The organism is Streptomyces sp. NPDC059906, assembly GCF_042730645.1.
GTDB lineage: Bacteria > Actinomycetota > Actinomycetes > Streptomycetales > Streptomycetaceae > Streptomyces > Streptomyces rubrogriseus.
This window is the reverse complement of sequence record NZ_JBHWKU010000004.1, coordinates 362,753-384,725: the sequence shown is the minus strand read 5'-3', so window position 1 is coordinate 384,725 and position 21,973 is coordinate 362,753. Positions and strand designations below refer to the sequence as shown.

Sequence of the window (21,973 nt, the reverse complement as noted above, 5' to 3'; positions counted from 1 at the left end):
CGCCTCGGCGCCCCTACTCCCCGAGCCCCGCCAGGTCGCGCAGCCGGCGCCCCTGCGCGGCCCGTTCGGCGGTGCGCTGGGCCTCGTAGTCCCGCGTCGGGGCGCCCTGGAGCAGCGCCTTGGTCTCGACGACCGCGTCGCGCGGTGCGGCCAGGATCGCGGACACCAGGTCGTGCACGGTGGGGTCGAGCTGGTCCGCGGGCACGGCGAGGTTGGCCAGGCCGGTGCTCACGGCCTCCTCGGCCGCGACGAAGCGCCCGGTGGCGCAGATCTCCAGCGCACGGGCGTACCCGACCAGGGACACCAGGGGATGCGTACCCGTCAGGTCCGGCACCAGGCCCAGGCTGGTCTCGCGCATGGCGAACTGCACGTCGTCCGCGACGACCCGCAGGTCGCAGGCGAGGGCCAGCTGGAAGCCCGCCCCGATGGCGTGCCCCTGCACGGCGGCGACCGACACGAGGTCGCTGCGCCGCCACCAGGTGAACGCCTCCTGGTACTCGGCGATGGTCGCGTCCAGCTCGGCGTCGCCGCCCCGCGCGAGGTCGATGAACGACGGTTCGCCGTCGAAGCCCTCGGGCGTGAACGCCTGCCGGTCGAGTCCGGCCGAGAAGGACTTGCCCTCGGCCCGCAGCACCACCGCGCGGACGGAGCCCGGCAGCAGCCGGCCGGCCTCGGCGAGCGCCCGCCACAGAGCGGGGCTCTGCGCGTTGCGCTTGGCCGGGTTGGTCAGCGTCACCGTGGCGATCGCGTCGTCGACGGTGAGCCGCACGCCGTCCTGGTCGAGTGCGGGACCGGGGTCGTGGGCGGGCGAAGCCATGGGGCGCCTCCGAAAGGTGCGGTCGTCGTCCCCGCCGCGCGCCGGACGGTGCGCCGTGCGACGGCAGGGCTAAGTGACTGCACAGTAACCACCCGGACGGTCGGACGACCGACCGGGTGGCCACCGTCACTTTCGGAGTCGGGGGCCGCCCGGGACGTCAGGCCGAAGTGGCCTTCTTGCCCCGGGTAGCCCCGCCACGCCCTCGGAGCGTGACGCCCGACTCGCTCAGCATGCGGTGCACAAAGCCATACGAGCGGCCGGTTTCCTCGGCCAACGCCCGGATGCTCGCACCGGCGTCGTACTTCTTCTTCAGGTCTGCCGCGAGCTTGTCGCGCGCGGCGCCGGTAACCCGGCTGCCCTTCTTCAGAGTCTCGGCCACCCGTGCCTCCTCAAGGGAAGTGCGCTCTGGTTCTCCTCATGATCACCCCTCCAGGCGCTCATGGCCACCCATTCGGCAAGGCTGATGAGACAAGGTTGTGACGACAGGAGCGTGTCCCCACATACGGAATCCCTGATTCCAGAGAAACGGGCCCGTTCCGCCGAACGAGTTTCTCCGCGAAATTCCAGGTCAGAAAGGCGTCGCGGCCGGACCCCCGGTGGATGGGGGTCCGGCCGCGAATTCGATGTAGGACACACCTCTTGATGAGGAGATCTCACACAGATGGCGGATCACGGATCGGCCGAATGATCCATAACCAGTGGATCATCCATTCGATCAAGCGAGGGCGACGAGGTCCGCGTAGTCGGCGCCCCACAGGTCCTCGACACCGTCCGGAAGCAGAATAATCCGTTCCGGCTGGAGCGCCTCGACGGCGCCCTCGTCGTGGGTGACGAGGACGACGGCGCCCTTGTAGGTGCGCAGCGCGCCGAGGATCTCCTCGCGGCTGGCCGGGTCGAGGTTGTTGGTGGGCTCGTCGAGGAGCAGCACGTTCGCCGAGGACACCACGAGGGTGGCCAGGGCGAGGCGGGTCTTCTCGCCGCCGGAGAGGACACCGGCGGGCTTGTCGACGTCGTCGCCGGAGAACAGGAACGAACCCAGCGTCTTGCGGACGTCGACGAGGTCGAGGTCGGGGTTGGCCGAGCGCATGTTCTCCAGGACGGTGCGCTCGGGGTCGAGGGTCTCGTGCTCCTGGGCGTAGTAGCCGAGCTTGAGCCCGTGGCCCTCGACCACCTCGCCGGTGTCGGGCTTCTCCACGCCGCCGAGCAGGCGCAGCAGCGTGGTCTTGCCGGCGCCGTTGAGGCCGAGGATGACGACCCGGGAGCCCTTGTCGATGGCCAGGTCGACGTCGGTGAAGATCTCCAGGGAGCCGTACGACTTGGACAGGCCCTCGGCGGTCAGCGGGGTCTTGCCGCAGGGCGCGGGCTCGGGGAAGCGGAGCTTGGCGACCTTGTCGGACTTGCGCTCGGCCTCCAGGCCGGCCAGCAGCTTGTCGGCCCGGCGGGCCATGTTCTGCGCGGCGACGGTCTTGGTGGCCTTGGCGCGCATCTTGTCGGCCTGCGAGTGCAGGGCGGACGCCTTCTTCTCGGCGTTCTGGCGCTCGCGCTTGCGGCGCTTCTCGTCGGCCTCGCGCTGCTGCTGGTAGAGCCGCCAGCCCATGTTGTAGACGTCGATCTGGGAGCGGTTGGCGTCCAGGTAGAACACCTTGTTGACGACCGTCTCGACCAGGTCGACGTCGTGGGAGATCACGATGAAGCCGCCGCGGTAGGTCTTCAGGTAGTCGCGCAGCCAGATGATCGAGTCGGCGTCGAGGTGGTTGGTCGGCTCGTCGAGCAGCAGCGTGTCGGCGTCCGAGAACAGGATCCTGGCCAGCTCGATACGGCGGCGCTGACCGCCGGAGAGCGTGTGCAGGGGCTGGCCGAGCACCCGGTCGGGCAGGTTGAGCGCGGCGGCGATGGTGGCGGCCTCGGCCTCGGCGGCGTATCCGCCCTTGGTGAGGAACTCGGTCTCCTGGCGCTCGTACTGCTTGAGCGCCTTGTCACGGGTGGCGCCCTGGCCGCCCGCGATGCGCTGCTCGTTGTCGCGCATCTTGCGGATCAGGGTGTCCAGGCCGCGGGCGGACAGGATGCGGTCGCGGGCGAGCACGTCGAGGTCGCCGGTGCGCGGGTCCTGCGGGAGGTAGCCGACCTCGCCGGAGCGGGTGACGGCACCGGCGGCGGGCTGGCCCTCGCCGGCCAGGACCTTGGTGAGGGTGGTCTTGCCGGCGCCGTTGCGGCCGACCAGGCCGATGCGGTCGCCCTTGGCGACGCGGAAGGTGGCGCTCTCGATGAGGACACGGGCACCGGCGCGCAGCTCGATGCCGGAGGCGGAGATCACGGTCAGACTCCTGGGCGGGTGGTTGGCGGGAGTGGGCGGCTGTGGAGGTTCCCGCCGCTCTAATGCACGAGGAGAATGGCCATGAGGGCCAGTCTAACGGGGCGGTGCAACCGCTTTTCCCCGCGAGCGTTGTCGGTGGCCGGTGCAAGACTGGGCGAACGAGTCCAAAGCGGCCTTCGGGCCATGGACCCGGCCAGTCAGGACGGACCACCGGCTCACAAGGAAGTGATCGGCATGACAGGCAACGCGGGCGGCGGCCCGAGCATCTGCCCGACGCTCCGGTACGCGGACGCCAAGGCCGCGATCCGGCAGCTCACCGAGGCCTTCGGCTTCACCGAACTCGCGGTGTACGAGGGCGAGGACGGCTCGGTGGCCCACGCCGAGCTGGCCCAGGGCAACGGCGCGGTCATGCTCGGCTCGAAGGGCAGCGGCAGCCGCTTCGACGAGGCGATGAAGGGCGGCGGCCCCACGGGGGTGTACGTCGTGGTGGCGGACGTCGACGCCCATCACCGGCGGGCGGTGGAGCACGGCGCGGAGATCCTGATGCCCCCGACCGACCAGGACTACGGCTCGCGGGACTACATGGCCCGCGACCTGGAGGGCAACGTCTGGAGCTTCGGGACGTACGCGCCGGAGGTAGGCGGGTAGCCTCCGGCGGTCCGTCGTCCCGGCCCTGCCCGACGAGGTCCGCCCGTCGGGGTCGGCCGGTCAGCTGCCCCCGGTGTGGACCTGGAAGGCCGCCCGGCGTACGGCCTTGGCCAGGGCGGGGTCCGGGTGCGCGGCGGCCAGCGCCACCAGGACCTGCACGGTGCGGGGGTGGCCGACCGCGCGGACCTCGTCGAGCAGGGCCGGGACGGTGGCCTGCACGGCCGACTCCAGGTGCCGCACCAGCAGCGGGGCCTCCCCGTGGTCGGCGACGGCGGCCGCGGTGTCGACCCACAGCCAGGTGGCCTCCGGGCGGGTGAGGACCTCGTGGGCGTCCTCGGGGTCGGCGCCGTCGTGCTCGGCCAGCCACAGCAGGGCGTACGGCCTGAGCGTCGGCTCGTCGAGGACGCCGCGGACGTCGGGCTCGGCGGGGGCGCCGACGACGCGCAGCGCCTCGAAGGCGAGGCCGCGCAGCAGGGCGTCCTCGCCGCGGGCGGCACCGAGCAGTTCGGCGACGGCGCTGCCGACGGGGCGGGCGGCGAGCCAGGCCCGGTACTCGGCGCGGGCGGCGTTGGGGCGGAGCCGGCCGCAGCCGCGGAGCATGCCCTCGGCCGACTGCTCGATGTTGCCGGCGGGGCTCTGCGCGGCGACGCAGATCTGCTCCAGCTTGACCCAGACCGCCCAGCTGCCGAGCGGGGTGAGCGTGGCCTGTCCGTCGCCGCAGGTGAGGGCGCCGACGGCGGCGAGGGCGTGCAGGGCCCACTCGAGGAGGGGGGCGAGCGCGGTGTCGTTGGCCGGGGCCGGGTCCGGCTCGGCGCCCGGGGTGCCGGGTTCGAGCCGGGGGCCGTAGGGCACCTCGCAGCGTTCGGTGCGCAGTTCGGTGACGCGCTGCTCCAGCAGGTCCAGGAGCTGCGCCACGGGGACGGGTCCGGCGGACAGCTGGAGGAAGGAGAGCACCTGGGGCATCGCGGAGACGACCTCGGCCACCGCGCCGGGCTCCTGTCCGGCGGGCTCGGGGTGGGCGAGCGACCAGGCGTCGAAGAGGGCGACCCAGCCGCGCAGCACGGCGCTGTCGTCGCGGTTCCAGGCGCGCAGCCGCCAGCCGGGGCGGGCGGTGTCGCCGTGCACCTCGACCAGGCCGGCGAGGCGGGCGGTGTCCCAGTCGGCGCGGACCTTGGCCACGGGCAGGCCCAGCTCGCGGGCCGCGTGGTCGGCGGTGGCGTCGGACAGGGTGGCCTTGCCGTCGGCGGTCGCGCTGCCGCGGCCGGGGCCGAGTGCGGAGTCGGCCCAGCGGGCGACGCGGGCCGCGCCGGCAAGACCGGAGCGCGCCATTCCGGCCAGCTCCGAGCGGGCCGGTGTGCCTTCCGGGGGGCGCGGCGCGGGGCGGCGCGGACGCCGCTGATTCATCGCTTGGGGGGCGGCGGCCAGGGGTCGCGGGCGGACGAGTCGAAGCCTGGAGTCGCGCGGGATACGGGACGTCACGGGTGCAGTCTTCCGGTTGACGGTCCGAAAACCCAAACGGAATGCCCCGGCGGCCTCCCGGGACGGCGGACGCGGGGGCCCGGCACAGCGTCCGAGCATCGGATCAGGCCAGTGGTACGGCGCTGAACGGAACCGGAGCGACGCGCCCGGGAACGGCGGGAACGGTGGGTGGGGGGTGGATCCTGCGCGGGGCCGGCGGGGCCGGCGGGGGCGCACGGAGGGGCGTGACGGGGGGTGTGGCGGGGGGCGTGACGAGGGACGTGGCGGAAGGCGTGGCGGGGGACGTGACGGGGACGTGACGAGGAACGTGACGGAAGGCGTGACGAGGGACGTGACGGAAGGCGTGACGGGGACGTGACGAGGAACGTGACGGAAGGCGTGACGAGGGACGTGACGGAAGGCGTGACGGGGGCGTGACCGGGGGTGTGGCGGGGGGCGTCGCGGGGGGGGGCGTCGCGGGGGGCGCGACGGGGGGTGTGGCGGAGGACATGACGGGGGGCGCGACGGGGGGTGTCGCGGGGGGCGCGACGGGGGGTGTCGCGGGGGGCGCGACGGGGGGTGTCGCGGGGGGCGCGACGGGGGTGTCGCGGGGGGCGCGACGGGGGTGTCGCGGGGGGCGCGACGGGGGGGGCGCGACGGGGGCTGTGGCGGAGGACGTGGCGGGGGGGCGCGACGGGGGGGGTGTCGCGGGGGGGCGCGACGGGGGGGTGTCGGAGGACGTGGGGGGGTCACACCAGCGGGGTCATGAAGCGGCGGAGGGTCTCCTCGTAGTCCGCGGGGTCGGCGTTCCACATGGCTCCGTGCGGGGCGTCCCGGACGGTGTGGAGGGCGACCAGGCGGGGGTGGGTGTCGGCGAGGCGGCGGCTCAGGCGCCAGGGGGCCACTTCGTCACCCGGGCCGTGGAAGATCAGGGTGGGCACGGCCGGGCGGTGCAGACCGGCCGTGCCGGTGTCCCGGTCCGCGTGCAGCCCGGCGCGGCCCTGCGCGGCCCGGACGGCGAGCGGCAGGAGCGCGCCGGGGGTGCGGCGGGCGGCGGCCAGGGCGCGCAGGGTGGTCTCCCAGCTGAGCACCGGGGAGTCCAGGACGAGCCCCGCGATGCGCTCGCGCACGCCGGAGAGCGCGGCGGTGCGCAGCGCCATGGTGGCGCCGGTGGACCAGCCGAGCAGGACGACCTGGCGGGCGCCGTGGTCGAGGGCGTAGCGGACGGCCGCGTCCACGTCGCGCCATTCGGTCTCGCCGAAGTGGTGCAGGCCGTCCGGCGAGGGCGGTGCGCCGACGTCGCCTCGGTAGGCGAGGGCGAGTACCGGGACGTTGCGGCGGTGCAGGGGGGCGATCAGGTTCAGCGCGTGTTCGCGGGTGGCGGCCAGGCCGTGCACGGCGACGATCCAGGTCGGCCGGGCCCCGGGCAGGAACCAGGCCGGGAGCGGCCCCAGTTCCCCCGGGACCTCGACGTCGGCGTACTCCAGGTCGAGGGCCGTGCCCGGGTTCCCGACGTACAGGTTGGGGGTGAACCACGCCCGGTCGCCGGTCGCGAGGGTGCCGTGCGTGACGCGTTCGAGGCGGCGTACGACGGTGTCGGCGCCGTGCTCGGCGGTGTCCAGGACGGGGCCGAGCACGGCGTGGGAGCCGTCGCCGGCGAGCCCGTACCGGCCGGGGCGCAGGGCGGCCAGGTCCCGGGTGAGGGTGATCTGCCCGGCGGCGGTCCCGTGCACGGTGAGCCGGGGCTCGGTGGGCAGGGGCCGGCCGGGGGGCGCCTTGAGCGCGGCGTCGCTGGCGAGCCGGCCGGCGGCGACGCTCGCCACCCCGGTCGCCAGTGCTGCGGTGACGGCGGCTGCCGTTGCGGTGACAGTGCGCATGGGGCCAGTCTCCTGGTGGAGTCCTCGGGCGGCCAGTGGACGCGTGACAGTGGGTGACGGGGTCTTCGTGTCCCGTAGCCGGTACCCGCGCAGCCGCCCGGCACGCACCGCGCGTCAGCTTCGCTGCCCGTACCCCCGCAGGCGTTCGGTCGCCTCGGCGAGCTGGGCCGGCGTCAGCAGGGACGGCGAGTGGCCCGGCACCGAGGACGCGGTCAGCCACAGGCGGCACATCCACTCGAGCTGGGCGGTGCGGTCGTAGGCCTGGTCGAGGGAGGTGCCGTAGGTGATCGTGCCGTGGTTGCGGAGCAGGCAGCCGGTGCGGTCGGCGAGGGCTTCGAGCATGCCGCGGGCGAGTTCGGCGGTGCCGTAGGCCGCGTAGGGGGCGACCCGGACGGGGCCGCCGAGGGCGGCGGTCATGTAGTGCACCGGCGGGAGTTCGGGGACGAGCAGCGAGACCGCCGTCGCGTGCACGGCGTGGGTGTGGACGACGGCCCGGGCGCCGGGGTCGGCGCGGTACACGGCGAGGTGCATGGGCAGTTCGCTGGTGGGGACGAGGGTGCCGAGCACCTGCCGTCCGTCCAGGTCGACGCCGGTCGCGTCGTCCGCGGCCAGCCGGTCGTAGGGGACGCCCGACGGGGTGACCAGGACCGTGTCGCCGACGCGCACCGAGACGTTGCCGGAGGTGCCGACCACCAGCCCGTCCGATACCGTCCGGCGGGCCGTCGCGACGAGTTCCGCCCAGGCCGGCCCGACGGCGGCCGCCCCGGCCGGCTCTCCCGCCGCGTCACCCGCCCGGTCTCCAGTCCCGGTCCCGGTCCCGTCCGCCCCTGCGGCCCGCGATCGCGTCACAGTCACCGTCTCCTCCCGGGCGCCCGCGCGCCCCTCACGTCCCGTCGCCGGACGCCCTCGCGGCGATCCTGCCAGGGACGTCTCCGGAGAGCACCGGAGCGGGTACGCAGCGGGAGGCCTCGACACCGCTTCCGGTCACCGTGACGCCCTGCCCAGTTCATCTTCCGTTCACCCTGGTTACCTACGTTCGTCGCGCCAACGACCTCGAACGATTGCCTGGGTAAATGGAAAGCTTCTCGCTGATCCTCGCGATTGTGGTGGTAACCGCACTCGCGTTTGATTTCACGAACGGTTTCCACGACACCGCGAACGCGATGGCAACGACCATTTCGACCGGTGCGCTCAAGCCCAAGGTGGCGGTGGCGATGTCCGCCGTCCTCAACCTTGTAGGCGCCTTCCTCTCGGTGGAGGTCGCCAACACGATCTCCAAGGGTCTCGTCGACGAGACCGGCATCCGTCCCGAGGTCATCTTCGCCGCCCTGGTCGGCGCGATCCTCTGGAACCTCCTGACCTGGCTGGTCGGGCTCCCGTCCAGCTCCTCGCACGCCCTGATGGGCGGCCTGATCGGTGCCGCCGTCGCCTCGGCCGGCATCGGCGCGGTCAACGGCGACGTCCTCGTCACCAAGGTGCTCCTCCCCGCGATCGCCGCCCCGCTCGTGGCCGGCCTCGCGGCGATGCTCGCGTCCCGGATGACGTACTCGCTGGGCCGCAAGGCCGACGGCAGGGCCGCCAAGAAGGGCTACCGGGCCGGGCAGATCGCCTCCGCCGGTCTGGTCTCGCTGGCCCACGGCACCAACGACGCCCAGAAGACCATGGGCATCATCACCCTCGCCCTGATCGCCGGCGGCTCGCTCGCCCCCGACTCCGACCCGCCGGTGTGGGTCATCCTGAGCGCGGGTCTGGCCATCGCGCTCGGCACCTACCTGGGCGGCTGGCGCATCATCCGCACCATGGGCAAGGGCCTGACCGACCTCCAGCCGCAGCAGGGCTTCGCCGCCCAGACCAGCGCCGCCACGGTCATCCTGGCCTCCTCCCACCTCGGCTTCTCGCTGTCCACCACGCACTCGGTCTCCGGTGCGGTGATGGGCGCGGGCCTCGGCCGCAAGGGCGGTGTGGTCCGCTGGTCCACGGCCACCCGGATGTTCGTCGCCTGGGGCCTGACGCTGCCGGCCGCGGCCCTGGTCGCCGCGCTCGCCGAGTGGGTCTGCCGCGCCGGCGACTGGGGTACGGCCCTCGTCGCGGTGTTCCTGATCGCCTCCAGCTTCGCGATCTGGCGGATCTCCCGCCGCGAGGTCGTCGACCACACCAACGTCGTCGAGGGCGACCCGGTGGACACCGAGGGGCCGGGGCAGCCCGAGCCCGCCGGTGTGGTCACCACGGCGATGGCCGCCGTGTCGCCGCCCCCGACGGGCGCGACCGAGGAGCTGGCGGCCACCGTCCCCGCCCCGGCCACCACCCCCGACCCCAAGGCCCCGTCGGCCGCCACCACCGTCTGAACCCGCCTGCCGGGTACGAAGGAAGCGAACCTCCATGAGCATCGACTGGGCAGCCCTCGGCTCCGTCTTCGGCGTCAGCCTCGTGGTCACGGTGGCCCTGGTGGGCCTGTTCACCCTCGGCATCGTCGGCCTCTCCCGCCAGGAGCGGGCCGCCGCCCGGGGCGGCTCCGCGGCCCTCGCGGTCACCGGCGCCTACGCGTGCTTCGCGGCGTGCACGGCGGCGGTGGCGTACGGGATCTATCTGATCGTCGCCTGAGCGTCGCCCCACGCACGGGCGCACGCCCCCGGGGCGGGGCGCGGGACGGACTCGAACCGTTCCGCGCCCCGCCTCTTCGCGTACCGGCGCACACCACTCGGGTGTGGGCCTTCGCACACTCCCCCGTCGCAGGTCAACGCCAGGTTGACGGGTGTTCGCGGACCGTGGTGGACTTCCGGGGCCATCTACGGCGGCAGAAGAGGAAGCCCGGTGCGAATCCGGCGCGGTCCCGCCACTGTGACCGGGGACAGGATCCCCGGGAGCCAGGAACTCTCGCCGCCGTGCTCTTCGAACCAGGGCGCGGACACCCTGAGTGAGGACCTATCGCCATGCGCGGCTGCCGTTCCGGGCTCACCAGCGACACGCTTCGACTTCCCCTTCCCACGGCCGGTTGAGCCGTGCGTGCCGGACGCGTCTTCGCGTACGGCGCCGCCGCCGGCCTCCTCGGTGACCTCCTCCTCGGCGATCCTCGCCGCGGACACCCGGTCGCCGCGTTCGGCCGTGCCGCGGGCGCCGTGGAACAGGTGCTGTGGCGGGACCACCGGGGCTGGGGCGCCCTGCACACCGTCGTGTGCGCCGGCGGCGCCGCCGTCCTCGGCTCGGCCGCCGCGCACGCCGTACGCCGCTCCCCCGCCGCCTCCGTCGCGCTGACCGCCGCGGCCACCTGGTCGGTCGTCGGCGGCAGCTCGCTGGCCCGCGAGGCCACCGCCGTCGGCCGTGCCCTGGACGCCGGGGACGTCGGGGCGGCGCGGGCGCGGCTGCCGCACCTGTGCGGGCGGGACCCGCAGGCGCTGGACGCCGACGGGATCGCCCGGGCCGTCGTGGAGTCCGTCGCCGAGAACACCTCGGACGCGGTGGTGGGCGCCCTGGTCTGGGGCGCGGTGGCCGGGGTTCCGGGGCTGCTCGGCTTCCGGGCCGTGAACACGCTGGACGCGATGGTCGGCCACAAGTCGCCCAGGTACCGCCGCTACGGCTGGGCCTCGGCCCGCCTCGACGACCTCGCGGGCTGGCCGGGCGCCCGCCTCACCGCCGTACTGGCCACCGTCGCCGGTGGCGACCCGCGGGGCGCCGTACGGGCCTGGCGCGCGGACGCCGCACGGCACCCGAGCCCCAACGCCGGGCCCGTGGAGGCCTCCTTCGCGGGCGCCCTCGGCGTGCGGCTCGGCGGGACGCTCTCGTACGGCGGGCGGGTCGAGCACCGGCCCGTCCTCAACGGGGCGGCGGGACGCGCCGTACGGGCGTCCGGCTCCGGCGACATCGACCGTGCCGTACGCCTGTCCCGGCGCGTGGGCTGGCTGGCGCTGGGCGTGTGCGCGGGCGCGCGGCTGCTCGCGAGCGGGGCCGCCTCCCTGAAGAACCGGGGCGTCGCGAAGGGACGTACGTCATGAACGGTGGCCTGCTCGTCGCCGGCACCACCTCCGACGCCGGCAAGAGCGTCGTCACCGCCGGGATCTGCCGCTGGCTGGTGCGCCAGGGCGTCAAGGTGGCGCCCTTCAAGGCGCAGAACATGTCGCTCAACTCCTTCGTGACCCGGGACGGCGCCGAGATCGGGCGGGCGCAGGCCATGCAGGCCCAGGCCTGCCGGGTGGAGCCGACCGCGCACATGAACCCCGTGCTGCTCAAGCCCGGCGGTGAGCGCAGCAGCCAGGTCGTGCTGCTCGGCAGGCCCGTGGGCGAGATGAGCGCCCGCGGCTATCACGGCGGGCGCCAGGAGCGGCTGCTCGGCACGGTGCTCGACTCGCTCGCCGAACTGCGCGGCACCTACGACGCGGTGATCTGCGAGGGGGCGGGCAGCCCGGCCGAGATCAACCTGCGTCGCACCGACATCGTGAACATGGGGATCGCCCGGGGCGCCGGACTCCCCGTCCTCGTCGTCGGCGACATCGACCGCGGCGGCGTCTTCGCCTCCTTCTTCGGCACGGTGGCGCTGCTGGCGCCCGAGGACCAGGCACTGGTCGCCGGGTTCCTGGTGAACAAGTTCCGGGGCGATGTGTCGCTCCTGGAGCCCGGGTTGGACATGCTGCACGGCCTCACCGGACGGCGGACGTACGGTGTGCTGCCGTTCCGGCACGGTCTCGGCATCGACGAGGAGGACGGACTGCGGGTCTCGCTGCGCGGGACGGTGCGGGAGTCGGTCGTCGCGCCGCCGGTCGGCGAGGACGTGCTGCGGGTCGCGGTCTGCGCGGTCCCGCTCATGTCGAACTTCACGGACGTGGACGCGCTGGCCGCCGAACCGGGCGTGGTGGTGCGGTTCGTGGACCGGCCGGAGGAGCTGGCCGACGCCGACCTGGTGATCGTGCCGGGGACGCGCGGGACGGTCCGGGCCCTGGAGTGGCTGCGGGAGCGGGGACTGGCGGACGCCGTCGCACGCAGGGTCGCGGAGCGGCGGCCCGTGCTCGGGATCTGCGGCGGCTTCCAGCTCCTCGGCGAGCACATCGAGGACGAGGTCGAGTCGCGCGCCGGGCACGTGGACGGGCTGGGACTGCTCCCCGTACGGGTGCGGTTCGACCGCGAGAAGACCCTCACCCGGCCGGTGGGCGAAGCCCTCGGCGAGCACGTCGAGGGGTACGAGATCCACCACGGCGTCGCCGAAGTGACGGGCGGGGCGCCCTTCCTGGACGGCTGCCGGGTCGGCCAGACCTGGGGCACGCACTGGCACGGCTCGCTGGAGTCGGACGGCTTCCGGCGGGCGTTCCTGCGCGAGGTGGCCGCCGCCGCGGGCCGCCGCTTCGTGCCGGCCCCCGACACCTCGTTCGCCGCGCTGCGCGAGGAGCAGCTCGACCGGCTCGGCGACCTGATCGAACAACACGCGGACACGGACGCGCTGTGGCGGCTCATCGAGTCCGGCGCGCCGCAAGGACTGCCCTTCATTCCACCGGGAGCGCCCGCATGAGCACAGTGCTGTTGTTGTCGACCGCCGACACGGACCTGCTGGCGGCCCGCGCGTCGGACGCCGCCTACCGGATCGGCAACCCGACCCGGGTCGACGTCGGAGAGGAACTGCCGGGCCTGGTCGACGGCGCGGACCTCGCCGTCGTGCGCCTGCTCGGCGGCAAGCGCGCCTGGGAGGACGGGCTCGCCGCGCTGAAGGCCGCCGGCATCCCGACCGTCCTGCTGGGCGGCGAGAGCGTGCCCGACGCGGAGCTGATGGCCGAGTCGTCGGTCCCGGCCGGGGTGGTGGCCGAGGCCCTGCGCTACCTGGTCGAGGGCGGCCCGGGCAACCTCACCCAGCTCGCCCGCTTCCTGTCGGACACGGTGCTGCTGACCGGCGAGGGCTTCGACGAGCCGCGGAAGATGCCGGAGTACGGCGTGCACGGCTCGCGGGACCTCGTGGCGGGCCGCCCGACGGTCGGCGTGCTCTTCTACCGCGCCCACCAGCTGAGCGGCAACACCGCCTTCGTCGACACGCTGTGCGACGCGATCGAGGCGCGCGGCGCCAACGCCCTTCCCGTGTACTGCGGTTCGCTGCGCGGCGCGGACCCCGGGCTGTACGAGCTGCTGGGCCGGACCGACGCCCTGGTCGCCACGGTCCTCGCGGCAGGGGGCACGCACGCCTCGCAGGCCTCGGCGGGCGGTGACGAGGAGGCCTGGGACATCGGGGCGCTGGCCGACCTGGACGTCCCGGTGCTGCAGGGGCTCTGCCTCACCTCCTCCCGGGCCGCCTGGGAGGCCTCCGACGCCGCCCTGTCCCCCATGGACGCGGCGATGCAGGTGGCGATCCCGGAGTTCGACGGACGGCTCGTCACGGTGCCCTTCTCCTTCAAGGAGCAGGGGCCGGACGAGGTGCCGGTCTACGTCGCCGACCCCGAGCGGGCCGCGCGCGTCGCCGGGATCGCCGTCCGGCACGCGGCGCTCGGCCACAAGCCGAACGCCGACAAGAGGCTCGCGCTGGTCTTCACGGCGTACCCGACCAAGCACTCCCGCGTCGGCAACGCCGTCGGCCTGGACACCCCCGCGTCCGCGGTGCGGGTCCTGGACGCGCTGCGGGAGGTGGGGTACGGGGTCACCGAGTACCCCTCCGAGGGCGACGAGTTGATCCACCGCCTCATCGAGGCGGGCGGTCACGACGTGGAGTGGCTGACGGAGGACCAGCTGGCGGCGGCGCCCGCGCGGGTGCCGCTGGCCGACTACCGGGCCTGGTTCGAGAAGCTGGACCCGGAGCTGCGGGACGGCATCCGGGAGGCGTGGGGCGAGCCGCCGGGCTCGCTGTACGTGGACGGGGACGACATCGTTCTCGCCTCCCTCCGGTTCGGGAACGTCGTGGTGATGATCCAGCCGCCGCGCGGCTTCGGGGAGAACCCGATCGCGATCTACCACGACCCGGACATGCCGCCGTCGCACCACTACCTGGCGGCGTACCGCTGGTTGGACAACAGCTTCGGCGCCGACGCGGTCGTGCACATGGGCAAGCACGGCACGATGGAGTGGCTGCCGGGCAAGGGGCTGGGGTTGAGCGCCGGCTGCGCACCGGACGCGGTCCTCGGCGACCTGCCGCTGATCTACCCGTTCATCGTCAACGACCCCGGCGAGGGCACCCAGGCCAAGCGCCGCGGGCACGCGACCGTGGTGGACCACCTCGTCCCGCCCATGGCGCGCGCCGACACCTACGGCGACCTGGCCAAGCTGGAGCAGCTCCTCGACGAGTACGCCCTCGTCTCCGACCTGGACCCGACCAAGGCACCGGCAGTCCGGGCCCAGATCTGGACGCTGGTCAAGGCGGCCGAGCTCCACCACGACCTGCACGTGGACGACCAGCCGGACGACAACGACTTCGACGAGTTCGTCATGCACATCGACGGCTACCTGTGCGAGATCAAGGACGTGCAGATCCGCGACGGCCTGCACGTCCTGGGCGGCGGCCCGGTCGGCGAGCCGCGCGTCAACCTCGTCCTCGCGGTGCTGCGCGCCTCGCAGGTGTGGGGCGGGCAGGCGAACGCCCTGCCGGGCCTGCGAGCCTGTCTGGCCGAGCACTTCGGGCTGGTGGAGAAGGAACTGCTGGCCGAGCCGGGCGCCCCGGTGAAGGTGCCGGCGGAACTGACGGACCTGGTGGAGGGCCCGGCGCGGTCGGCGGCCGACGCGATCGACCTGCTGGAGCAGCTGTGCCGGCGGTTCGCGGAGGGGATGGAGCTGCGGGCGTGGGACGCGGGGGCCGTTCCGGGTCTGGTACGCGACGTGCTGGGCACCGAACTCGCCGACGCGGTGGCGGTGCTGGAGTTCGCCTGCGTGGAGGTCGTACCGCGCCTCGCCCGGACCACGGACGAGATCGGGCACATCCTGCGGGCCCTGGACGGCGGTTACGTCCCGGCCGGTCCGTCGGGCTCCCCGACCCGCGGCCTGGTCAACGTCCTGCCGACCGGCCGGAACTTCTACTCCGTCGACCCGAAGGCGATCCCGTCCCGGCTGAGCTGGGAGGTGGGCCAGTCGCTCGCGGACTCGCTGATCCAGCGCTACCTGACCGACACCGGCGAGTACCCGAAGTCGGTCGGCCTCACGGTGTGGGGCACGTCCGCGATGCGCACCCAGGGCGACGACATCGCGGAGATCCTGGCCCTGCTGGGCTGCCGTCCGGTGTGGGACGACGCGTCGCGCCGGGTGACGGGCTTCGAGGTGGTCCCGGTCGCGGAACTGGGCCGGCCGCGCGTGGACGTCACGGTGCGCATCTCGGGGTTCTTCCGGGACGCGTTCCCGCACGTGGTGGGGCTGATCGACGACGCGGTACGGGCGGTGGCGGAGCTGGACGAGCCGGCCGACGCCAACTACGTGCGGGCGCACGTGGAGGAGGACACGGCCGAACACGGCGACCGCCGCCGCGCCACGGCCCGCATCTTCGGCTCCAAGCCCGGCGCGTACGGTGCGGGTCTGCTGCCGCTGATCGACGCCCGCAACTGGCGCAGCGACGCGGACCTCGCCGAGGTCTACGCGGTCTGGGGCGGTTACGCCTACGGGCGCGGGCTGGACGGGCGTGCGGCCCGCGGCGACATGGAGACGGCGTTCCGGCGGATCGCGGTGGCGGCGAAGAACGTCGACACGCGAGAACACGACATCGCCGATGCGGACGACTACTTCCAGTATCACGGCGGCATGGTCGCCATGGTGCGCCATCTGACGGGCGAGAGCCCGGAGGCGTACGTCGGGGATTCCGCGACTCCGGACCAGGTGAAGACGCGGACGCTGGGCGAGGAGACGCACAGAGTCTTCCGGGCCCGGGTGGTCAATCCCAGGTGGATGTCAGCGATGCGCAGGCATGGCTACAAGGGTGCCTTCGAGATGGCGGCCACCGTGGACTACCTCTTCGGCTACGACGCCACGGCCGGGGTCGTGGACGACTGGATGTACGAGAAGCTCAGCGCGGAGTACGTCTTCGACGTGGACAACCGGGACTTCATGCGCGAGTCGAATCCCTGGGCCTTGAGAGGCATCACCGAACGCTTGCTGGAGGCAGCGGATCGGGGGCTGTGGGCGGAGCCTGACCAGGAAACCCTGGACCGGCTCCGGGCGACCTACCTCGAGCTTGAGGGAGATCTGGAGGGGGACGCGTGATCTCCCCGAATATCCCCGCGGGTGCGGGGAGCACAGCAGCAGCTCGACCAGGTGGTCGTGCAACAGCGGACCATCCCCGTCCTGACGGGGAGCACGCCACCACTCTGCCTGTCGCTGTCGCCTCGCCGGCCTGGAAATTTCCTGCGCCACTCAAAGGAGTGATCCCCGCATGAACACGCCCTACCCGTTCACCGCGATCGTCGGGCAGGACGACCTACGGCTCGCCCTGCTGCTCAACGCAGTTGCGCCGAACATTGGTGGCGTGCTGGCCAGGGGCGAAAAGGGCACGGCCAAAAGCACGACCGTACGGGCGTTGTCGACGCTACTGCCTGAATTGGAGGTGGTCGCCGGCTGCCGCTTCGCATGCGACCCCGGGGCCCCCGACCCGGGGTGCCCGGACGGACCACACCGGGCTGGTGGAAGTGTCACTCGGCCATCGAGCATGGTCGAGCTGCCTGTCGGAGCTTCCGAGGATCGACTCATCGGAGCGTTGGATATCGAACGCGCCCTCACTGAGGGCGTGAAAGCGTTCGAACCTGGGCTTCTCGCCTCCGCGAACAGAGGCATTCTCTACGTCGACGAAGTCAATCTGTTGCATGACCACTTGATCGACGTCTTGCTGGACGCGGCTGCCATGGGCGCCTCGTACGTCGAGCGCGAAGGCGTGTCGGTGCGGCACGCCGCGCGGTTCCTGCTCGTCGGGACCATGAATCCCGAAGAGGGTGAATTGAGGCCGCAACTGTTGGACCGGTTCGGGCTCACCGTCGAGGTCGCCGCCTCGCGCGAGCCCGACCAGCGGGTGGAGGTCGTACGGCGCAGGCTGGCGTACGACGACGACCCGGCCGGTTTCGCCGCGCGCTGGACCGACGAGGAGGCCGCTGTACGGGCGCGGATCGTGGCGGCGCGGGCGCTGCTGCCGTCGGTGCGGCTGGGCGACGGGGCGTTGCGGCAGATCGCGGCGACGTGCGCGGCCTTCGAGGTGGACGGCATGCGGGCCGACATCGTGATGGCGCGGACGGCGACGGCTCTGGCCGCCTGGGCGGGACGCACGGAGGTTCTCGCGGAGGACGTGCGGCAGGCGGCGTTGCTTGCGCTGCCGCACCGGCGGCGGCGGAATCCCTTCGACGCGCCGGGGATCGACGAGGACAAGCTGGACGAGACGCTGGAGGAGTTCGGCGGGCAGGACGGGCAGGGCGAGGACGGGGACGACGACCCCGACCCGGGCCCTGGAGGCGGCCCGGGTGGGCAGCCCGAGCCCGATGACGCGCCCCAGGGGGACGGCGACGCCGCCGCGCGCCCCGACGCCGGGGAGGGGGGCGAGCCGCAGCCTGCCGGTGGTGCCGGTGAGCAGTCCCCCGCGCGTGCCGCCGAGCCGTTCCGCACCAAGGTGCTGAGCGTTCCGGGGCTGGGTGAGGGCGCCGCCGGGAGGCGTTCGCGGGCGCGGACCGAGCACGGCAGGACGACGGGCGCCCGGCGGCCGCGGGGCGCGCTGACGAAGCTGCACCTGGCCGCGACCGTGCAGGCCGCCGCACCGCACCAGCGGGCGCGGGGCCGCAGCGGGCCGGGGCTCGTGGTGCGCCGCGACGATCTGCGGCAGGCGGTTCGCGAGGGGCACGAATCCAACCTCGTGCTGTTCGTCGTCGACGCCTCCGGGTCGATGGCCGCGCGGCAGCGGATGAGCGCCGTCAAGGGTGCCGTGCTGTCGCTGCTGCTGGACGCGTACCAGCGGCGGGACAAGGTGGGGCTGGTGACCTTCCGGGGGTCGGCGGCCGATGTGGCGCTGCCGCCGACGTCGTCGGTGGACGCGGCGGCGGTGCGGCTGGAGTCGCTGCCCACCGGGGGCCGTACGCCGCTGGCCGCCGGGCTGCTGCGCGCGCACGAGGTGCTGCGGGTGGAGCGGTTGCGGGATCCGGCGCGGCGGGCGCTGGTGGTCGTCGTGACGGACGGTCGGGCCACGGGCGGTCCGGAGCCCGTCGCGCTCGCGACGCGTGCCGCGCGGCTGTTCGCCGCCGAGGGCACCGCCTCCGTCGTCGTGGACTGCGAGTCGGGGCCCGTGCGGCTCGGGCTCGCCGGGCAGCTCGCGGGTGAGCTGGGCGGTACCGCGGTGACGTTGGACGAGCTGCGGGCCGACTCGATCGCCGGTCTCGTGAAGGACGTCCAGGGCAGCAGGAGGGCCGCGTAATGCCGCAGGGGAAGCCGAGCATCGTCCCGGACGACGGGCTGACGACCCGGCAGCGGCGCAACCGTCCGCTGGTCGTGGTGCACACGGGCATCGGGAAGGGCAAGTCCACCGCCGCCTTCGGGCTGGCGCTGCGGGCCTGGAACCAGGGGTGGCCGATCGGGGTGTTCCAGTTCGTCAAGTCGGCGAAGTGGAAGGTCGGCGAGGAGAACGCCCTGCGGGTGCTGGGCGCCAGCGGCGAGGGCGGGTCCGTCGACTGGCACAAGATGGGCGAGGGCTGGTCCTGGGTCCAGCGGGACGCCCAGATGGACAACGAGGAGAAGGCCCGCGAGGGCTGGGAGCAGGTCAAGCGGGACCTGGCCGCCGAGACGTACCGGCTGTACGTGCTGGACGAGTTCGCCTACCCGATGCACTGGGGGTGGGTCGACACCGACGAGGTGGTGTCGGTGCTGCGCGAGCGGCCGGGGACCCAGCACGTCGTGATCACCGGGCGGAACGCGCCCGGCGCCCTCGTGGAGTGCGCCGATCTCGTCACCGACATGTCCAAGGTCAAGCACCCGATGGACGCGGGGCAGAAGGGGCAGAGGGGCATCGAGTGGTGACCTCGCCCGATTCCGGTGTTCCTCGGCTGATCATTGCCGCGCCCTCGTCCGGCAGCGGCAAGACCACCGTCGCCACCGGGTTGATGGCCGCGCTCCGGGCGCGGGGGCTCACCGTGTCGCCGCACAAGGTCGGGCCCGACTACATCGACCCCGGCTACCACGCGCTCGCCACCGGGCGGGTGGGCCGCAACCTCGACGCGTACCTGTGCGGGCCCGAGCTGGTCGGGCCGCTGTTCCTGCACGGGGCGCGCGGATGCGACATCGCCGTGGTCGAGGGCGTGATGGGGCTGTACGACGGGGCCGCCGGGGAGGGCGAGCTGGCCTCCACCGCGCAGGTCGCGAAGCTGTTGCGGGCGCCGGTGGTGCTGGTCGTGGACGCGTCCTCGCAGTCGCGGTCGGTGGCGGCGCTGGTGCACGGGTTCGTGTCCTGGGACCCGGAGGTGCGGATCGGGGGCGTGATCCTGAACAAGGTCGCGTCGGACCGGCACGAGGTGTTGCTGCGGGAGGCGGTGGACTCCGTCGGGGTGCCGGTTCTTGGGGTGTTGCGGCGGGCCGCGCCCGTGGAGACGCCTTCTCGGCATCTGGGGTTGGTGCCGGTTGCCGAGCGGGGCTCGGATGCGGTGGACGCGGTGGCGGCGATGGGTGCGCAGGTTGCGGCGGGGTGTGACCTGGAGGCGTTGGTCGGGTTGGCGCGGGCTGCCGGGCCGTTGCCAGGGGGCTCCGCCCCCTGGACCCCCGGGCCTGTGCCCACCCACGACCCGTCTCGGTCGGACAAGAAGTCACCCCCGCGCGTCGCCGTTGCCGGTGGACCCGCCTTCACCTTCTCCTACGCCGAGCACACCGAGCTGCTCGCCGCCGCCGGGGCCGAGGTCGTCACGTTCGACCCGCTGCGGGACGAGGAGCTGCCCGAGGGCACACAAGGGCTCGTCATCGGCGGCGGGTTCCCCGAGGTGTACGCCGCCGAGCTGTCCGCCAACGAGGGGCTGCGCAAGTCCGTCGCCGAGCTGGCGCTCTCCGGTGCTCCCGTCGCCGCCGAGTGTGCGGGGCTGCTGTATCTGTGCCGGGAGCTGGACGGGTTGCCGATGTGCGGGGTGCTGGACGCCGCCGCGCGGATGTCGGAGCGGCTGACGCTGGGCTACCGGGACGCCGTGGCCGTGTCCGACAGCGCGCTGGCCGGGGCGGGGACGCGGATGCGGGGGCACGAGTTCCACCGGACGGTGGTGGAGCCGGGGGCCGGGGCGGCGCCGGCGTGGGGGATGCGGGCGCCCGAGCGGCGCGTCGAGGGATTCGTGGAGCGCGGTGTGCACGCGAGCTATCTGCACACGCACTGGGCGGCCGAGCCCGGTGTCGCCCGTCGGTTCGTGGAGAGGTGCCGGACGTCATGAGCAGCAGGCTGATCGGTGTGGGGGTCGGGCCCGGGGACCCCGAGCTGGTGACCGTGAAGGGGGTCAACGCGCTGCGGGCCGCCGATGTCGTGGTCGTGCCGGTAATGGACACGGGGGAGCGCGGGCGTGCCGAGGCGACCGTGCTGCACTACGTGGGCGCCGAGAAGATCGTGCGGGTCGTGTTCGCGCTGAACGAGCGCACCGACCGGGCGCGGCGCGAGGCGGCCTGGGACGCGGCCGGTGAGCGGGTGGCCGGGCTGCTGCGGGAGCATGCCGCCGTCGCCTTCGCGACCATCGGTGATCCCAACGTGTATTCCACCTTCACCTATCTCGCGCAGACCGTCGGCGCGCTCGTGCCGGGTACGGTCGTGGAGACCGTGCCGGGGATCACCGCCATGCAGGACCTCGCGGCGCGGTCGGGGGCGGTGCTGACCGAGGGCACGGAGCCGTTGACGCTGGTGCCGGTCACCGCGGGGTCCGCGGTGCTCAAGGAGGCGTTGCACGGGCCCGGCACGGTCGTCGCCTACAAGTTCGGCCGTCAGGCGGCCGAGGTGGCCGAGGCGTTGCGGGAGAGCGGGCGCCTCGACGACGCCGTGTGGGGGTCGGCGCTGGGGCTGCCGGAGGAGTCGGTGCGGCCGGCCGGCGAGCTGGACGGGGCGCCGTTGCCGTATCTGTCGACGCTCATCGCGCCCGCCCGGCGCGGGGGCGGGCGGGGCGGGAAGCTGTGACCGCCTCCCGTTGCCGGCGCTCACTCCGCGATGCCCACCACCAGCCAGATGAACGCCGCGCCCGCGATCGTGCACAGCAGGGTCGAGCGGGCGGGGTGCTCGTGGTGGGCCTCGGGGAGGATCTCGGCCGCGGCGAGGTAGAGGAGTACGCCGCCGAACAGGCCGAGATAGGCGCCGAGGGCGCCCTCCGGGATGGTGAAGAGGAGGGTGGAGGCCGCGCCGACGACGGGGGCGATCGCGTCGGCGACGAGCATCGCGACGGCTCGGCGGCGGGCGTTGCCGTACAGGCTGGTCAGTGTGTAGGTGTTGAAGCCGTCCGCGAAGTCGTGGGCGATCACGGCCAGCGCGACCGCCGCGCCCATGCCGCCGCCGACCTGGAAGGCCGCGCCGATCGCCACGCCGTCCATCGCGCTGTGGCCGACCATCGCGGCCGCGGCCGTCAGGCCCACCTCGGGCGAGCGGTGTCCGTGCTCGTCGGCGCCGTGTGCGGCGCGGCGGGCCGCCAGCAGGCGTTCCACCAGGTGCGCGAGCAGGAATCCGGCGACGAAGAGCAGCAGTGCGGCGGGTACGCCGAACACCTCGTCGCCCGCCGCCTGAAGGGCCTCCGGCAGCAGGTCGAGGCCGACGACGCCGAGCATGAGGCCGCCGGCCAGGCCCAGGACCAGGTGGCGCCGGTCGGTGACGCGCTGTGCCGTCCAGCCGCCGGCCAGCGTCATCAGGAACGCGCCGAGCGCGACGAAGACCGCCATGGGCCCTTGGTATCCGATCACGCCGCGTTCACGCGCGTACGACAGCAGCAACCGCAGTAAATATGCGCAGGGCGC

At 73.7% G+C, this 21,973-nt stretch carries 17 protein-coding genes and 1 riboswitch; of the genes, 10 read left to right on the top strand and 7 right to left on the bottom strand.

What is annotated here, in order from left to right; genetic code table 11:
• Positions 1 to 13 precede the first annotated feature (13 nt).
• The 3 genes from ACFV9J_RS09435 to ACFV9J_RS09425 form a co-directional block, all read right to left on the bottom strand.
• Positions 14 to 817, bottom strand: a complete 804-nt coding sequence (locus tag ACFV9J_RS09435) for an enoyl-CoA hydratase/isomerase family protein (RefSeq protein WP_385352110.1) — start codon at positions 815 to 817, stop codon at positions 14 to 16.
• A 157-nt stretch (positions 818 to 974) separates the two neighbouring features.
• Positions 975 to 1,196 carry a helix-turn-helix domain-containing protein gene (locus ACFV9J_RS09430; protein WP_003976983.1) on the bottom strand — a complete coding sequence of 74 codons (222 nt, stop codon included), beginning with the start codon at positions 1,194 to 1,196 and terminating at the stop codon, positions 975 to 977.
• Positions 1,197 to 1,532: 336 nt separating this feature from the next.
• A complete protein-coding gene (locus ACFV9J_RS09425; RefSeq protein ID WP_385352107.1) occupies positions 1,533 to 3,131 on the bottom strand; it encodes an ABC-F family ATP-binding cassette domain-containing protein in 1,599 nt (532 codons plus the stop codon).
• A gap of 234 nt (positions 3,132 to 3,365) precedes the next feature.
• Between ACFV9J_RS09425 and ACFV9J_RS09420 the strand changes: the two genes are divergently transcribed.
• Positions 3,366 to 3,779 (top strand): VOC family protein, encoded by a 414-nt coding sequence (locus ACFV9J_RS09420; RefSeq protein ID WP_385352105.1) that lies wholly within the window; start codon positions 3,366 to 3,368, stop codon positions 3,777 to 3,779.
• A gap of 60 nt (positions 3,780 to 3,839) precedes the next feature.
• Here the strand turns inward: ACFV9J_RS09420 and ACFV9J_RS09415 are convergent, their stop codons facing one another.
• The 3 genes from ACFV9J_RS09415 to ACFV9J_RS09405 all read right to left on the bottom strand — a co-directional run bounded on the left by ACFV9J_RS09415 (position 3,840) and on the right by ACFV9J_RS09405 (position 7,963).
• Complete coding sequence (locus ACFV9J_RS09415) at positions 3,840 to 5,258, bottom strand: hypothetical protein (RefSeq protein ID WP_385352103.1); 1,419 nt, start codon at positions 5,256 to 5,258, stop codon at positions 3,840 to 3,842.
• A gap of 728 nt (positions 5,259 to 5,986) precedes the next feature.
• The gene (locus ACFV9J_RS09410) at positions 5,987 to 7,114 is read right to left on the bottom strand and encodes an alpha/beta hydrolase family protein (protein WP_385352101.1); all 1,128 of its coding nucleotides are present in this window, start codon (positions 7,112 to 7,114) and stop codon (positions 5,987 to 5,989) included.
• Between the two features lie 114 nt (positions 7,115 to 7,228).
• Positions 7,229 to 7,963: a class II aldolase/adducin family protein gene (locus ACFV9J_RS09405; RefSeq protein WP_385352234.1), complete on the bottom strand. Its 735-nt coding sequence runs from the start codon at positions 7,961 to 7,963 to the stop codon at positions 7,229 to 7,231.
• Between the two features lie 224 nt (positions 7,964 to 8,187).
• On the opposite strand from ACFV9J_RS09405, the gene pitH reads away from it, so the two are divergent.
• The 9 genes from pitH to cobI all read left to right on the top strand — a co-directional run bounded on the left by pitH (position 8,188) and on the right by cobI (position 21,149).
• On the top strand, positions 8,188 to 9,459 hold the full coding sequence (pitH, locus tag ACFV9J_RS09400) for a low-affinity phosphate transporter PitH (protein WP_385352099.1): 1,272 nt from the start codon (positions 8,188 to 8,190) through the stop codon (positions 9,457 to 9,459).
• Between the two features lie 34 nt (positions 9,460 to 9,493).
• The gene (locus ACFV9J_RS09395; protein ID WP_003976975.1) at positions 9,494 to 9,715 is read left to right on the top strand and encodes a hypothetical protein; all 222 of its coding nucleotides are present in this window, start codon (positions 9,494 to 9,496) and stop codon (positions 9,713 to 9,715) included.
• A 159-nt stretch (positions 9,716 to 9,874) separates the two neighbouring features.
• A riboswitch (cobalamin riboswitch) is annotated at positions 9,875 to 10,008 on the top strand.
• A 105-nt stretch (positions 10,009 to 10,113) separates the two neighbouring features.
• Entirely contained in the window at positions 10,114 to 11,103 is a 990-nt protein-coding gene (locus ACFV9J_RS09390; protein ID WP_385352097.1) for a cobalamin biosynthesis protein, read from the top strand.
• A complete protein-coding gene (locus tag ACFV9J_RS09385; RefSeq protein WP_385352095.1) occupies positions 11,100 to 12,608 on the top strand; it encodes a cobyric acid synthase in 1,509 nt (502 codons plus the stop codon). Before ACFV9J_RS09390 ends, ACFV9J_RS09385 begins: the two co-directional genes overlap by 4 nt.
• Positions 12,605 to 16,255, top strand: a complete 3,651-nt coding sequence (cobN, locus tag ACFV9J_RS09380; RefSeq protein ID WP_385352093.1) for a cobaltochelatase subunit CobN — start codon at positions 12,605 to 12,607, stop codon at positions 16,253 to 16,255. Before ACFV9J_RS09385 ends, cobN begins: the two co-directional genes overlap by 4 nt.
• 169 nt (positions 16,256 to 16,424) lie before the next feature.
• The gene (locus ACFV9J_RS09375) at positions 16,425 to 18,437 is read left to right on the top strand and encodes a putative cobaltochelatase (protein ID WP_385352091.1); all 2,013 of its coding nucleotides are present in this window, start codon (positions 16,425 to 16,427) and stop codon (positions 18,435 to 18,437) included.
• Positions 18,437 to 19,036, top strand: coding sequence for a cob(I)yrinic acid a,c-diamide adenosyltransferase (cobO, locus tag ACFV9J_RS09370; protein WP_385352089.1), 600 nt, complete (start codon positions 18,437 to 18,439; stop codon positions 19,034 to 19,036). Before ACFV9J_RS09375 ends, cobO begins: the two co-directional genes overlap by 1 nt.
• Complete coding sequence (locus ACFV9J_RS09365) at positions 19,033 to 20,421, top strand: cobyrinate a,c-diamide synthase (RefSeq protein WP_385352087.1); 1,389 nt, start codon at positions 19,033 to 19,035, stop codon at positions 20,419 to 20,421. The genes cobO and ACFV9J_RS09365 overlap by 4 nt, the downstream gene beginning before the upstream one ends.
• Complete coding sequence (cobI, locus tag ACFV9J_RS09360) at positions 20,418 to 21,149, top strand: precorrin-2 C(20)-methyltransferase (protein WP_385352085.1); 732 nt, start codon at positions 20,418 to 20,420, stop codon at positions 21,147 to 21,149. The genes ACFV9J_RS09365 and cobI overlap by 4 nt, the downstream gene beginning before the upstream one ends.
• Before the next feature lie 20 nt (positions 21,150 to 21,169).
• Here the strand turns inward: cobI and ACFV9J_RS09355 are convergent, their stop codons facing one another.
• The gene (locus ACFV9J_RS09355; protein WP_385352083.1) at positions 21,170 to 21,898 is read right to left on the bottom strand and encodes a ZIP family metal transporter; all 729 of its coding nucleotides are present in this window, start codon (positions 21,896 to 21,898) and stop codon (positions 21,170 to 21,172) included.
• Positions 21,899 to 21,973 lie beyond the last annotated feature (75 nt).